Here is a 16359-nt window from a genome sequence, read left to right on the forward strand (position 1 = left end):
TTACTACTGCTTTTTATCCCACTAATACCATTTCTTTAACTTTAATTAAGTATTCAATACTTTTAAATATGAGCAATTAAACCTATATTTGTGCATCTATTTATACAACTTTAAACAAAAACAAGAAACTAAAGGCGCCTCAATTGGGGGCGAATGTATCAATTCGGACAAGGAAAAATCTCCTAAAATTTTGAAATATACAATTAATTTAAACTCTAAACAATTCACAGCCGTATGAAGAAATTATTCTTATTAATCCTTTGTATGTCTATAACCACGTTGTTAAAGGCGCAAGGTATTAGTGTTAGTGGTATCGTTTCGGATATCGATTCAAATGAACCCTTAGTGGGAGCAACGATTGTTGAGGTTGGAACTCACAACGGAACAGTGACCGATATGGATGGAAAATATCACTTAAAAGTTAGTAAAGAAGGTGCAACATTGCGTTTCTCTTACTTGGGTTACACCGACAAAATCCTCAAAGCAACCAACAGCTCTACTTTAAATGTTGGACTAAAATCATCTGCACACGAACTAGATGAAACCGTTGTGATAGGTTATAGCGGAACAATTGTTCGCTCAAAACTAACCAACTCTATCGCAAAAGTAAAAGACAAAGCACTTACTACTGGTATGTTCTCTAACCCTGCACAAGCATTGAGCGGTACAGTTGCAGGTCTAAGAGTAATCCAAAACTCTGGTAACCCTAACTCTTCGCCAACAATTGTATTGCGTGGAGGTACCGACTACAATGGTTCTGGTACACCACTTATCGTTGTTGACGGTATGATTCGTGGTTCTATGAACGACATCAACCCTAATGATATCGAGTCAATGGAGGTGATGAAGGATGCAGGAGCAACTGCTATCTATGGTTCAAGAGCAAACAATGGAGTTATTTTAATTACAACTAAGAAGGGAAAAAGAGGAGATGGACAAATCAATTTCAACACTAAATTGTCTTGGAACTTCTTTAATAACCCTTATAAATTTAGCAATGCACGAGACTATTTGCACTATGAACGTATGGGTTATGTGCACGCTAAGGAAAAAGGTACAGCTAACTTAAACTCATTAAGCGGTAACCAACCTTATGGAACTGGTAACGACTACAATGCAGACGGTAACAAATCGTCTATGGGTTTGTGGGGTGTTTACTTGAAAGACAACCTTTCTACCGACGTATATAACGAGCTTATGAGCAAGGGTTGGGAAACAATGATCGACCCAGTAACAGGCAAAGAGATTGTATTTGTGAACAACAGAATGGAAGATTTCAATATCAAATCTCCAAGTTTCTCACAAGATTACAACCTAAACTATAGCGGTGGTAATGATAAAGGCCACTATTATGCAGGTCTTGGATATAACAAGAGCGAAGGAAATGCTATCGGAAACTACAACCGCCGCTTATCTTTCTTGCTCAATGTAGACTACAAAATCAAATCATGGTTAACCACAATATCTAAGTTTAACTTCTCAACTACAAAGTATAAGGGTATCTCTCCATTCACAGGAGAAGAGAACTATTTCTCAAGAAACTTCTCTTATCCTCCTACATTCCGTGCTTATAACAACAATGGCGAAATGATTTTGGGTAAGAACTCGGGTGATGGTAACCAACAATTCCTTGCTGATGCTTGGGATAATGATGAGAACAGACAGAAGTTTATGTTCTCTCAAGACTTCAAGATTAAGCCTTTCGAAGACCTAACTATTAACTTCAAAGGCGACTGGTTCTATGAGTTCTACAACTTTGAACGCTTCTATCGCACTTATCAAACAGCGCCAGGACAATTCAATCGTTCACATAATTCAAGCGCACAAACTCAAAGAAACCTTACACAAACATACAATATCTTGTTTAACTACAACAAGACATTTGGCGATCACAGTCTAAGTGCATTGCTTGGTTGGGAATATTTCCACTCAAAATATGGAATGTTGAGCGGCAGTGGTTATAACCCTAACAACAATTACTTTAGAGATTTGCAATATACTATCACCGAAGAAGGTGCAAGACAACTTGACTCTGGTCACTCTAAGTTCATCACTGAATCTTATTTCATGCGCTTAAACTACGACTATCAAGCTAAATATATCGCAAGTTTCACTGTTCGTCGTGATGGAATCTCAAAACTTGGAAAAGACAATAGATGGGGTGTTTTCCCTGGATTGTCACTCGGTTGGGTCTTTACTAAAGAAGACTTCATGAAGAAATATCCTTGGTTGAGCTTCGGTAAGCTACGTACTTCATTCGGACGTAATGGTAATGTGAACGAAAACTGGGTAGGAAACTACACCATTCAAGGTGCTTTCGCACAAAGCTTATACAATGGTTCTCAAGCATTTACTTTGAGTTCTATTCCTAACTACTTCTTAACTTGGGAAACATCTCGCACATTTGAGGTGGGTGTTGACTTAGGTTTCTTGAGCAATAAGCTTCAAATGGGCTTGACATGGTACGACAGAAGAACTTCAAACAAATATGCAAACATCACTATTCCTGCTTCTTCTGGTTGGACAAGTTACATCTCTAACAACGGAACTCTACAAAATAGAGGTATCGAACTCGAGTTAGATTGGCACGCAGTGAGCAACAAAGACTGGAAAGTTGACGTTGGTTTGAACCTTGCAAGCAACATGAATAAGGTTGTGAAGCTACCTGAAAACGGTAATGCTCGTCACAGACAAGGAGGCTTTGAAGTGTATACTGGCACTGGAAATGACAAGAAATGGGTTGGAGGATATGCAGAAGGAGAACGCCCAGGCGACCTTTATGTATTCCAAGCTGAAGGACTTTACAGATCAGCAGATGAGATTCCAGGTAATCTAATCGACAAGACTACATCTAACAATGGTGGTACTAACAAGGTATTATATGGTCCAACAGCATACGCTGCAACAGGAAAAGCAGCTGGAGGATTGCCTATTTCTCCTGGAGATGTTAAGTGGAAAGATGTGAATGGTGATGGCGTTATCGACAACTACGACTTAGTTAAGGTTGGAAACGTTAACCCTAAGTGGACAGGAGGTTTCAACTTGTCTGCGACATGGAAAGGTCTTACACTTGCAGCACGTTTTGATTTTGCTTTAGCATTTAAGGTTTACGACGTTAGAACCACATGGATTATGGGTAACATGCAAGGTACATACAACACACTTGCAAACGTAAAAGACACTTGGTCGGCTGATAATCCAAATGCAAAATACCCAACTTATATTTGGGCAGACCAGCTAAACGCTCGTAACTACGACCGTAGAAGCAGCATGTTTACATACAATGGTGATTATCTTTCATTCAGAGAGCTCACTCTTTCATACGACTTACCAAAGAGTTTGTTAGCTCCTCTTAAGCTACAAGCAGTGAGAGTGTCTGTAACAGGCCAAAACTTAGGTTACCTTTGTGAAGCTCCTTACTTCTTCTCACCTGAAGTTTCAACCAACAACGGAGGTTATCCACTACCACGTATGCTTGTTCTTGGACTCAATGTTACATTCTAAACAAAGCCATCTGAAATCATTTACAATTTAAAAGAATGAATATGAAAACAACAATAAATAAAATATATGCTTTCATTGCAATGTGTTTGGCATGCATTCCGATGTTATTCACAAGCTGCGAATCATTAGATCAATACCCAGAAGACTACTTTACAGGAAAAAGTTTCTGGAAAGACAACACTCAAGTTGATGGATATATGAAAGGTCTACATTCGTATTTACGTGGAACTTATAGTTCTTTGTTTAATATGGGTGAGCTTCGTTCGGGTCTATTAGGCGACGGTGACGATGGAACAGGTACATCAGTGTTTGGTGAATCGCTTGCTGCTCAAACCGTAATCAAACAAGATTTGCGTGAAGACAATGCTTATTTAAGTCTTTGGAACGGTCTTTATAGCGAGATTGTACGTGTTAACTTGGCTATAAAAGAAATTCCAAACTGCTCATTTTTAAGCGAAAGCCAAAAGAATATCTATCTTGGTCAGGCTTATGGTATGCGTGCATACTATTATTATCTATTGTACACCACATGGGGAGGCGTTCCATTAGTGACAGGAACAGATATTCTTGACAAGAAGATTTCTGCCAAAGAGCTATCTAAAGGACGTGCAAAACCATCTGAGATCATGGCTCTTTTGAAAGATGATATCACCAAATCGGAAGACGCTTACACTGCTGCTGGCGTTGATGGATTTAGCAATAAGTACACATGGAGCAAGTATGCTACCCTTATGTTAAAGGCTAATATCTATGTATTTGCAGCGAAAGTTACTACTGGTGATCAAGTAGCTACAGGCCAACAAGACCTTCAAACTGCTAAAACAGCACTTCAAGGCATCATCAGTGCTAACAAGTTCTCATTGCAACCAGAGTTCTATCAAGCATTTAGAAGCGACTATAAGAACAACAATAAAGAAGTGATCTTCTGCGTTCCATTTAACAAAGTAGACAACGTTTATATGCCAACAGTTAACAACTGCTTAGCACAAAGCAACTTCTTTACTGCTGCTTACGACTTAAACAACACAAAGTTGTCGTTAGCAGATAAGTCAAGCTATAGCAATAACACCCTTATCAACGGATTATTGCGTTTCCAATACAAAGAAACATTCTGGTTATCGTTCGATGATAGCGACAAACGTAGAGACCAAACATTCCTTGCTGTGAAGAACTCTCCAACCCAACCAGCAACAGGAAGCAACTTTGGTGTAGTGTTAAAGAAGTTCTCTGGAACTTATTACACAGACGAAGGTGTTCACCGTTTAGATGCTGATGGACCTGTTTATCGCTATGCTGAGACTCTATTGTTAATGGCTGAGATTGAGAATGACTTAGGAAACGACCCTTCAACATACATCAATCAAATTAGAGAACGTGCTTATGGAACAGGCTATCCTGTATATACCAACCAAAGCAAGTACGACAACACACTTGCAATTCTTCACGAACTCGACAAAGAATTTGTGTTCGAAGGCAAGCGTTGGTTCGCTCTTCTTCGCATGACAGACAACAATAACAAGTCGTTGGTATTCGATTCTGCAGCTAACTACCCATTCATTAAGGGTGGAGCAGCACAAGGAATACTTTCTGAAAGCGAAGCATATAAGATGCTATGGCCTATCTCTGTTAGCACAAAAACAAATGATGGTGCTATAGAACAGACTCCTGGTTACTAAAAGAAATCCTTTTCTTTACCAAGAATACATAATAAACTACCAATCAATGGTGTCTCTCTTTCTTAGAGAGGCACCATTTTTATTATTCTTATAATATTCACATTATCAGCAAATTGCGCTTACCTAAAAACAAATAAAAGTCGAAATAATAACACATCTCACTCCCCTTTTAAAACAAGTAAGTTTCATTCAGAAATCAACCACAAACAACCTGTAAAACAAGAACTTTCAATATCGTTTTTAAAAGCATTGATTTTGCATAAAAAAAGCATTGAAATTACCCCTCAAAAGCAGTCCTTTTGCAGTCTAAAAACATCGCTTTTTCAAAAGAATATTTCTGCCATTTTATTCAAGCGGTCAACTCACTCATTCTCAACTTTATGTCAAGAAAAAAGATATATGTCATGTTTTATGATTATAAAATCATTTTTTTGCGAACAAAATGCTCATAAACCCGAGAAAAGTTGTATTTTTGTAGTCTAATAAATAACATGTATTGATGGATTTAAACTTATTGACTGCAATATCACCAGTTGATGGTAGATATCGTGAAAAAACAAAAGTATTTGCGGATTATTTTTCAGAATATGCACTAATTCGCTACAGGATAAGAGTAGAAATTGAATATTTCATTGCACTTTGCGAACTTCCTTTACCACAATTAAAGAACATTGACAAAGAAGTTTATGGCAAGTTGAGAGGCATTTATCGCTATTTCGACGAGCAAGCAGCATTGCGTGTAAAAGAAATTGAGAAGGTAACCAATCACGATGTTAAAGCAGTTGAATATTACATCAAAGAACAAATCGATGCAATAGGCGGATTGGACGAATACAAAGAGTTCATTCATTTCGGCTTAACATCACAAGATATTAATAATACCAGCATTCCTTTGTCGATAAAAGAAGCGTTAGAAAACGTTTATTATCCAGCAATTGAAGAGCTAATTCACCAAATTTCACACTATGCAGACGAGTGGTGTAGCGTGCCAATGTTGGCAAAAACACACGGACAACCAGCCTCTCCTACTCGTTTAGGCAAAGAGTTTAAGGTTTACGAATATCGTTTAAAAGAACAACTCGAAAGCTTAAAGCAAGTGAAGTTGTCGGCTAAATTCGGCGGAGCAACAGGAAACTACAATGCACATCACGTGGCTTATCCAGACTATAAATGGCAAACTTTCGGCGATGTGTTTGTAAATGACATCCTAGGACTACAAAGAGAGCAGTTTACAACACAAATAAGTAACTACGATAACATGGGTGCTTTGTTCGATGCAATGCGCAGAATCAACACCATTCTTATCGACTTCAACCGTGATATATGGATGTATATCTCGATGGAATATTTCAAACAAAAGATTAAAGCAGGCGAAGTGGGCTCAAGTGCGATGCCTCACAAGGTGAATCCTATCGACTTTGAAAACAGTGAAGGTAACCTTGGCATTGCCAATGCATTGCTACAATTCTTAGGCAGAAAGCTACCTGTGAGCCGTTTACAACGTGACTTGACCGACTCTACAGTACTTCGCAATGTTGGTATGCCTTTTGCTCATGGCTTAATAGCTATTCAAAGCACATTGAAAGGACTCCGCAAGCTTATCTTAAACGAAGCTGCAATAGCACAAGACCTTGATAACACTTGGGCTGTAGTTGCCGAAGCAATTCAAACAGTATTGAGAAGAGAGGGCTATCCACATCCTTACGAAGCCCTTAAACAACTCACTAGAACTAATGTCGGAATAACACAAGAAACAATTAGCGAATTTATTGACACACTTAACGTGAGTGATAAAGTTAAAGCAGAATTGAAATTAATCACCCCAAGCAATTATACAGGTTTATAAATAACAATTTAATAAAGCAATAAATAAATTTAATAACAAAGTAATTAACAAGCCGTGAGGCTAAAAGAGAGATGACTATGAATACAGAATTAGAAAAAAATCAATCTGAACAAAACACAGATCAACAGATGAACAGCCGTGAAGGCTATGGTAGACCACAAGGAAACTACCAAAGAGAGTATAACAGTGGTAATGGAGTTTCACAACGTCCACGAATTGGTTCACGCCCTGCTTATAGCAGTCAGCAAACAAACAACGATAATGAAGGCTTCCGTCCAGAAGGCTTTGGAGCAAATCTTCAAGGAGGAAATGGACGTCAACAGTATCAAAGACCTTATCGTCCACGTGTTAACCAAGGCGGTTATCAGCCACGTCAACAACAAGGTTATCAGTCACATTATGGTGACAATGGCGACAATCGCTCTGCTTATTCACAAAATCAAGGCGGTTATCAACCTCGTCAACAAGGCTATCAACCACGCCATCAAGGCGGTTATCAGCCACGTCAACAAGGTGGTTACCAACCAAGACAACAAGGCGGATACCAACAAAGACCTAATTATGGCAACCAAAGTTATCAACAACAAGGTTATCGTCCACACTATAACCAAGGCGACAACCATGGAGGTTACCAACAACAAGGCGGTTATCAAGGTCATGGCGGATATCAACCACGCCAAGGATACAACCAAGGTTATAGACAACAAAATCAACGTCAACGCACTCCAGGATACGATCCAAATGCGAAATACAGTCTTAAAAAGCGCATTGAGTATCGTGAAGACCATATAGATCCAACACTTCCAGTACGTCTTAACAAGTTCCTTGCTAACGCAGGAGTATGCTCTCGCCGTGAAGCAGATGAGTACATACAAGCAGGAAGTGTAACCGTTAACGGACAAGTAGTTACCGAATTGGGAACAAAGGTGATGAGAACAGACGAAGTGAAGTTTGGAGATAACCTCGTTTCACTAGAAAAGAAGGTGTATGTTCTTATCAATAAACCAAAAGACTACGTTACAACAAGCGACGATCCACAACAACGTAAGACCGTTATGGACCTCGTTAAGAATGTTTGTCCTGAACGTATTTACCCAGTAGGACGCTTAGACCGCAACACAACAGGTGTGCTATTGCTCACCAACGATGGCGACCTTGCAAGTAAACTTACACATCCTAAGTTCTTAAAGAAAAAGGTATATCACGTATTCCTTGATAAACCTGTAGCTCAAGAAGACCTTCAAAAGATTGCAGAAGGCATTGAACTTGAAGACGGAGAGATACATGCAGACGAGGTTGCCTATGCAAATGAAGAGGACAAGAAGCAAGTTGGCATCGAAATTCACAGCGGAAAGAACCGTATTGTACGTAGAATTTTCGAACACTTAGGCTACAGAGTAATCAAACTTGACCGTGTTCAGTTTGCTGGTTTAACTAAGAAAAACCTAAGAAGAGGCGACTGGCGTTTCTTAACTGAGAAGGAAGTTGACATGCTTCGCATGGGTGCTTTCGAATAAATCAAAAGCAAATACAACCTCAATAATAATTATTTAAATTATCTATTGTGACAGAAAGATAGATGTTTGACATCATACTATAACGTGAAAGCCTTTCAACACCGAAAGAAACACCAATTGTATTAAAGGCAAACATCTATCTTTTTATATCCTCGCCACAGTCATATGGCTTTAAACAGCTATGGCTTTAAAGGCATAAGTTATATAAAAGATGGAAAAAATTAAAAGAACAAAGGTTGCAGAAGCGCTCAAAAGAACCGACTTTGGCGCAACTGTTAATGTAAAAGGTTGGGTTAGAACACACCGAAGCAGTAAGGCAGTAGACTTTATTGCCTTGTATGATGGTTCAACAATCAACAGCATTCAAATCGTAATCGATCCCACAGCGTTCGACGAATCACTATTAAAACAAATCACAACAGGTTCTTGCATCAGCGTAGTTGGTGAGCTTGTAGAGAGTCAAGGTAGTGGACAAAACGTCGAAATTCTTGGTAAGAGCATTGAAATATATGGTCTTTGTGGAAGCGATTACCCAATGCAAAAGAAAGGACAAACATTCGAATACATGCGTCAACACGCACACTTACGTCTTCGTACCAATTCTTTCGGAGCAATAATGCGTATTCGTCACAACATGGCAATTGCCATTCACCAATATTTCCACGAGCATGGTTTCTACTATTTCCACACTCCTATCATCACAGCAAGCGATGCAGAAGGAGCTGGAGAGATGTTCCAAGTAACCACAAAGAACCTCTACGACTTGAAGAAAGACGAAGAAGGACATATCACTTATAATGATGATTTCTTCGGAAAGATGACTTCTTTAACCGTATCAGGACAGCTTGAAGGTGAATTAGGCGCAACTGCTTTAGGCCAAATCTATACCTTTGGTCCTACATTCCGTGCAGAAAATTCAAACACTCCACGTCACCTTGCAGAGTTTTGGATGATTGAACCTGAAGTGGCTTTCATCGACTTAAACGAGTTAATGGACCTTGAAGAGGACTTTATTAAGCACTGCGTGCGTTGGGCTTTAGAGCATTGTAAGGAAGACTTAGAGTTCTTGAACAAGATGGTTGACAAGACATTGCTTGAACGTCTCGAAGGAGTTGTGAAAGAAGACTTTGTTCGTTTAACTTATACTGAAGGTATCGAGCTACTCGAAAAGGCTGTGAAAGAAGGACATAAGTTCGAATTCCCAGTGTCATGGGGTATGGACCTTGCCAGCGAACACGAGCGTTATCTCGTTGAACATCACTTTAAAAAGCCTGTTATTATGTGCGACTATCCAAAGGACATCAAGGCTTTCTATATGAAGATCAACGAAGATGGCAAAACAGTTCAAGGTACAGACGTGCTATTCCCACAAATTGGTGAGATCATTGGAGGTAGTGTTCGTGAAGAAAGCTACGACAAGTTGGTGAACGAAATCGAAACAAGAGGAATCCCAATGAAGGATATGTGGTGGTATCTTGATACACGCAAATACGGAAGTTGTCCTCATGGTGGATTCGGACTGGGCTTCGAACGTCTTATTCTTTTCGTAACAGGAATGCAGAATATCCGTGACGTTATTCCTTTCCCACGTACTCCAAAGAGCGCAGAATTCTAACAAACGGCTCTTATATGCGTAGCCATTGCTACACAGCATCATTGATTGTGAAGCACTGGAGCGCAGACAAACAGACCGAAAAGAGGTGCAAACAATCAATGCACTGAACACAAATAAAAGGAGATGCTATAACATTTAAATAGCATCTCCTTCTTCTTTTATAGGCAACTGCTAACCATTCACATTTCACATCGCCTTTTCTTTTTATCCAAGCAGATTGTTCTTTCATCTTTAAAAGCCTATATATCAGCGTCTAATAAAAATGTAAAGATTCCACAACCACCTAAGCATCAAGAAAGAGAGAGGTTGATTAGTGGAGCAAAATCTATCAACAACGATAATATTTCTCAACATTTTAAGACAAATAAATAGGCCCTAAACCATAAAATAAAAATAAGCTAGTGAAAATTTCGCTAGCTTATTTTATTTACAAGGGTAGAAAAAGAACTATCCACTTACGAAAACACCCTCTAAAATGAATATTCATACCCCAACGATATATCATAAAAACTTTTTAAAAAAGTCGTTATTCATATCAAAACTTTATCATAATTATCCACTTTAGAAATATATAAATGGACGAACACGATAGCCATCATAATTCCTCTCGATAGTGTTTGCCAACACCTGATACGTGTGTGTCTTCCAATCATCTGCAAGTCTTACAGTATAATGATAAAGCGCTCCATCAGAATCACTACTTGTCCAAATATCACTATATAGTAAATTATCAAAAAGTACATCTCCTCCCACCTTAGTGAAAACGTTCTTTGAGAAAGTCAAGTCCTTTGCTCGAGTTTCCCAATAAAAATGATCTATTCCTTCAGGACCAAAATCGCTTAATTGCACATCTGCTATTTTTAATTTTCTCAATGCTAATATCATCTCAGCCGCCGTTGGTAAAAACCATTTACTAAGGGCACTCCCTGTTTGTATAACCCCTGAATTATAATGCCCTGCTGCCCAAAAGGCATGAGTTTCTGTTGGATAAAGAGGGATTTCTGCCTGTGGAGTATTAGGGTACGTTGTCTTAAAGTGTTCTGATAGAGCCTCTGGATTCCAAGTATAATAATAGCCACGAAACTCATTATATATGAACTTTGAAGCATTAATATTATCTCCATACATCTCAGCATTTACATTATTAGACAAATCCCAGTAATCCTTGTCACGCATTATAAAATATTTATATGTAGTCCCCTCACTATCCGTATAGGAAGCATCTTTCAAAGCCATCGCCATTCCTGCTCCTTCCTCTTCAGGACCTGCATTCTCCTTTGTTTTTTCGGTAATCATCACTCCGATAGGAGTCCTTGTTCCTCGCTCTTCATAAATAGCAATTGTTCCATCTTGATAGAGGTAGAGAGGATTAGTCATAAGCTTTATGCGCACTGTGTAAGACCCATTGCCAACAAGTTGACCAAGATTATGCAATACAAATTCCTTACCTGCCAAATTCTTTTGATAAATTGTACCTCCAGAGAAACTAAGTTTAAGATCTGCACCATTTGTACCTGCCATACAATAAGCATAAGAGGTAAAGAAATCATGGGCAAGAATATTCTTTATTGAAGATGTTGCAGGAAAGTCAATTGCTTTATCAATAGCAGCCGAAGTTACTGCTTGAGGATTGCTTATTACATCTGTATAGCTAATCGATGTTGGCTGATCTGCCGTTGAAACAAGTTTAGCTTCAACATCTGGAGCCACTTCAGTGTAGGCTGTAATCTTGAAACGTACACGTGCAACTTGTCGTTTCATTGCAAAAGCAACCTCTTGGCGGGCAGGCGAAGCAGTAATTCTTTGTGTTGTTGTTCCCACACGTGCACGCTCATCATCTGTGATAGTGATTTTATTACCATCATCATGTACGTATTGATTATAGCACACAAAGGTGTATTCTCCTGGAGAAAGGCGAAGACGGATATTCTTATCTGCTTTGAAAACACCCGCAGTTACCTGACCTTTAAGCAAAGAATTTGCACCTTTAATACGCCTTCCATCACTACCTACAGCATATATAAAATATGTTCCATCACTCAAAGGAGTGGTAGCACGTGTCACTAATTCTTGGTTCTTATCTCTTTCCACACTAATTTCAGCAGTAAGGTCATCTCCAAAGTTCACTGTTTGCTTTACAGGAGCCTCAATTGCACGTGTTAATTGCTTATCTTCACCAAATGTTGCTTCTGTCAATATGAAGTTTAGATTTTCCACATCAACCATATCATGCTTACCGCCTTCATACTCTGCTGTACTACAACTATTAAAAACAATTCCAGCCGCTATAAAAGCAAGGCAAATAAAAATTTTAAATTTCATCTTAATCATCGTTAGTTTCATGTTTATAACTCTAGTTCTCCGCCATCAACATCTTGATTAGCATCCCATCCGCCTTCTGTAGACGAAGGATTATCTAAACCTATTGACACACACAAAAAACGTTCATCTTCAATTCTAATCAAATTAGAAATAGGATAAACATACTCCTTTCGTTTCTTTTCAGACACTTTTTCTTTCATTTATTTTTACGTTAATATAATGTGATTATCTTGCATATCAATATATGCAATAAATATAGAGAGCTTAATAAAATCTTATCGGCAATCGTGTGTAAAAAGAAATTAATCTTTTACTCATTTCACCTACTCATATAAACTAATGATTTGTAATAGTAGCTCTTGCATTTCGGGTGCAAATATAAACATTTTTTTTATCTAAATATTTTTTTTCACTATAAAATTAAAATTACTTCAAAATAGAAGATGCAAAACAGCAAGATAAAGGCGAAATGTAAAGGGTTTTTATGGTAAAATAAAACATAAATAAAAATCTAAAAGGAAAAGTAATCAGATTACTATCTATATACATATATATTTAAAAATCAATACTTTTACACAGCAAACTCAATGCTTTTACCATGCAACAGCACTGCTTTTACAAGATAAAAGGACTGCTATTAAATTCCCAAAAGAAAGATATTTAAGTCTTACATCTATTTTGTATAAAATATGTGAAATATAAACAGTTAGCGAATAGCCCATATCCTGCAAAAAAAAAGAGGGAATATTAATATAAGATAACCCACAAAAATATCATTTAAACGAGCTTATTTACTCTGTTTCTCAATAAATTTCCGTATCTTTACATATCAATAAAATAACGTACTAACACAGACAATTATGCTCTACAACCAATTACTTGAATATTGTTATTTTTTTAAAGGTGAAGTGATGTGCCCACTAGAGTACGATAGGAAAAATGAGGGAAAGCTATGGTTTGCCGAAAAAATGATTTGCGAAGACCTCTCCGAGCTTGTTGATGATGCAAATCCTCGTGTCAGTTTTGCACAAGCTGTAGCATCTTATGTGGGTAAATGAGATCCTTATTTTTTGTATGAAGTGATGGAAACTTATTTTGAAAAGTGTCCTGAACTACGTTTTAAGTTCATATAACCGCACTTATGCCAACGTATATCATCTGAGAAAGATAAGTATTTTCAGTATACAAGCAATGAAAATACCCCTCTATTCTCCTATATGTCAGTCTTTGTCTTCCTCTAATAAAGTGCTCATTAACAACATACTAACACAAATTGAGTTAAAAAAGACAAAAACATAAATCTAAAATACGACAATTGCAGAGTTAATCGCATTATTCTTTTATATTTGTACTAATAAAATTAAGTTTCATATTTTAATACACAAAGAACAAATGAAAAAGAATACACAATTTTTGGGTTATGCTTTGGTGCTAACACTTCTTTTCCTTTTAATGCCAAGTAAGAGTGAAGCAAGAGCTAGAATACCTATAGGTACTCGTGAAATTGTAGACGTTGTTTATCGAACTCCTGAAAAAGACAGCATCTATCAAGATGGTGTAAAATTGGATATCGCACGTTACTACAAACTATTCCACATTGCTTATATCCTTCCTCTTTACGTTGATCAGGAACCTAAACTTGTTTTTTATAATAAAGCAAGTGATATGATTTACGAGCCAACAACAACAGAACAAGAACAGTTCTTGGACGAATATCTTAAAGAAAAAGGTCTTAACAAAGAAGAATTGACAAAAATTGGCTGGTATCAACGCTGGGGCGGCAAGGCTGTATTTATCCTAATACTCGCACTTGGCTTAGGAAGTTCTCTCCGTAAGAAAAAAGATGAAATAAAAGAACCAACAAAATTATAAACTTAAAATAAAATATCTATTATTATGCCAACAACTCAAATCATCATCATTGCTGTCTTTATTGTAGTAGCATTCTCTTTTAGTTTTCTCTACAGCAAGTTCTTTAGTGCTAAAGGTTATACTAAAGAAGACTTAGATAACCGCATTAAGAACACAAGCGAACAAGAGATTAGAGAGTTCTATACTGCAGAAATGGGAGACTACATAAAGCATTTAAATGGCAAAAAGCCTATTGCTGCAAGTTGTTTATTTCACGCTCCTGACACAAAAGAGCACATGAAGAATGGTGCAAAAAACTATCTATATGGCTTACTTACATTGGGTATGGTAAAATTTAGAACTGTTTATGTTGCAACTCCTTTGTTTTTAGCTGAAGACGGCTTACACGTTATTGAGCTTGACAAAGATGATGAGGTAAAAAATCACTATCTTTTTGACAATGACCGCCTAGCTAACGCTAAGATCTTCCCTAAAGATGATCAAGCTGCAAGCAAACAATTGGGCGAAAATGCAGCTTTCTTTACACTCTCTATTCCAAGCGAATCGGGAACTAGAGAATTGGAGCTATGCACTGAGTTCTATCCAACTCAAGAAAGATATTCGCTCTATCCTTTCAATAAGAAGCTTATGGCAGCAGCTACAGGCCGTCATTTCTTAAAGAAACTAGGCGAATGTTTCAGTAATCTTCAAGTGAGATTCTAAGAAACGCAAAGCCTTTCTTTATCAAAGATACAACGTAACTAGGGATAGCCTACAATGGTTATTCCTAGTTTTATTTTTGCCTCTTGCTTTTATCTACATTGGTATTTTAGTTGCTTACAGCCCTTTTGATTTTCTTTTTACATATATCTATATCCTATCAACACATCATTTATATCGCTTCTGTCTCATTTTATTTCTTTTCTAAGAAGGTTATGCTATATGAATAAGGATTAACATAGAAATAAAAAGAGGAGGCTTTAGAAGCGAATAAAATCAGTTTAATAAATAAATTTAGGAAATCTGATTTCTATAAACATCTTCAATAAAAGGAATGTTTCTTCTTTCTTCATTTATATATCGCAACATAGATGCACTTTCAAGGATACCTTGAGAAGATTTGGTAAATCATTAGGTTTGTTTATAATCGTTATTTAAAGCCAACTCTATAAATATTGATACAAGTATTTTGTGGGTTAAATGAAGATCTCTGTAAGCGATTTAGGTTCTTATCCTTTTATTTGTAGTCTTGAAGTCCTCAGTATAAATGAACTGGTGCTTTCTTTATATTTGTTTTGATAGGTATTTTTTTATCTCCTTAGCTATTTATTTAACCTTTAAGGCATTCTTTTCTATTTAAGAAGTATTTCCTTAGTGGTCGCTAAGATAAGCCTTATATTGCGTCATAAGTTGTTCTTGTTAGTTTATAAAAGATTCTCTGCATAAGTCATCTATTGGTTCTTTGGCCTGAAGTGATTTCTATAAATGCATAGAAAAGGCCTTCTTCTGCTTTTGGGGAACAAATACTCATTATCTATAAGTCATTATTTCCTAACCAACTAATATCTCCTCTCTGGCCTTTAAAAATATTCTTTATTGTCTTCTTTAATCCCTTCAAGGTCCTCTTTTGATACAAGTAAAATATGGGAACGTAGATATTTAGTGTTCAATAAGTGTTTTTGATGTTCCTTTTTAATGCCTTCAAGCTCCTCTTTTGACACAAACACAAAAAAAAGAGAGCTTAACTGATTACTCAATTAAACTCTCTCTAACAAAAAAGGCAGCTACCTACTCTCCCGCATTGCATTGCAGTACCATCGGCGCAAGTGGGCTTAACTTCTCTGTTCGGAATGGGAAGAGGTGGAACACCACCGCTATAACCGCCTGATATACCTTTATAATATCAATAACATATCTACAAGCAAAATGTATGATTAAATAAATCACAACGGATGAAAATAATCTTAGTCTGAAAGCTTTGGGCAATTAGTAGTGCTCGGCTTTGACATCACTGTCTTTACACCTACA

At 37.3% G+C, this 16359-nt stretch carries 10 protein-coding genes and 1 rRNA gene; 8 read left to right on the top strand and 3 right to left on the bottom strand.

Translation table 11 applies throughout. The features are described 5' to 3' along the window. The first annotated feature begins 234 nt into the window (after positions 1-234). From A3GM_RS0110355 to asnS, 5 genes are all read left to right on the top strand, one after another. On the top strand, positions 235-3504 hold the full coding sequence (locus A3GM_RS0110355) for a SusC/RagA family TonB-linked outer membrane protein (RefSeq protein WP_018363297.1): 3270 nt from the start codon (positions 235-237) through the stop codon (positions 3502-3504). Positions 3505-3545: 41 nt separating this feature from the next. Next, positions 3546-5180, top strand: coding sequence for a RagB/SusD family nutrient uptake outer membrane protein (locus tag A3GM_RS0110360; protein ID WP_018363298.1), 1635 nt, complete (start codon positions 3546-3548; stop codon positions 5178-5180). Positions 5181-5679: 499 nt separating this feature from the next. Next, positions 5680-7026 carry an adenylosuccinate lyase gene (gene purB, locus A3GM_RS0110365; RefSeq protein WP_018363299.1) on the top strand — a complete coding sequence of 449 codons (1347 nt, stop codon included), beginning with the start codon at positions 5680-5682 and terminating at the stop codon, positions 7024-7026. Positions 7027-7103: 77 nt separating this feature from the next. Continuing rightward, the gene (locus A3GM_RS0110370) at positions 7104-8543 is read left to right on the top strand and encodes a pseudouridine synthase (RefSeq protein WP_018363300.1); all 1440 of its coding nucleotides are present in this window, start codon (positions 7104-7106) and stop codon (positions 8541-8543) included. A gap of 211 nt (positions 8544-8754) precedes the next feature. After that, positions 8755-10158, top strand: a complete 1404-nt coding sequence (gene asnS, locus A3GM_RS0110375; protein WP_018363301.1) for an asparagine--tRNA ligase — start codon at positions 8755-8757, stop codon at positions 10156-10158. 561 nt (positions 10159-10719) lie between these two features. Here the strand turns inward: asnS and A3GM_RS0110380 are convergent. Together A3GM_RS0110380 and A3GM_RS11705 are read right to left on the bottom strand one after the other, a co-directional pair. Then, positions 10720-12480, bottom strand: coding sequence for a hypothetical protein (locus A3GM_RS0110380; protein ID WP_154648149.1), 1761 nt, complete (start codon positions 12478-12480; stop codon positions 10720-10722). A gap of 23 nt (positions 12481-12503) precedes the next feature. Next, on the bottom strand, positions 12504-12680 hold the full coding sequence (locus tag A3GM_RS11705; protein ID WP_018363303.1) for a hypothetical protein: 177 nt from the start codon (positions 12678-12680) through the stop codon (positions 12504-12506). Positions 12681-13340: 660 nt separating this feature from the next. On the opposite strand from A3GM_RS11705, the gene A3GM_RS0110390 reads away from it, so the two are divergent. From A3GM_RS0110390 to A3GM_RS0110400, 3 genes are all read left to right on the top strand, one after another. After that, complete coding sequence (locus A3GM_RS0110390; protein WP_018363304.1) at positions 13341-13538, top strand: hypothetical protein; 198 nt, start codon at positions 13341-13343, stop codon at positions 13536-13538. A gap of 334 nt (positions 13539-13872) precedes the next feature. Next, positions 13873-14352, top strand: a complete 480-nt coding sequence (locus A3GM_RS0110395) for a hypothetical protein (protein WP_018363305.1) — start codon at positions 13873-13875, stop codon at positions 14350-14352. Between the two features lie 24 nt (positions 14353-14376). Beyond that, positions 14377-15054, top strand: coding sequence for a hypothetical protein (locus A3GM_RS0110400; RefSeq protein WP_018363306.1), 678 nt, complete (start codon positions 14377-14379; stop codon positions 15052-15054). Positions 15055-16106: 1052 nt separating this feature from the next. Here the strand turns inward: A3GM_RS0110400 and rrf are convergent. Next, positions 16107-16219 (bottom strand): 5S ribosomal RNA (gene rrf / locus A3GM_RS0110405). Positions 16220-16359 lie beyond the last annotated feature (140 nt).

The organism is Hoylesella nanceiensis DSM 19126 = JCM 15639 (assembly GCF_000379965.1).
Lineage (GTDB): Bacteria > Bacteroidota > Bacteroidia > Bacteroidales > Bacteroidaceae > Prevotella > Prevotella nanceiensis.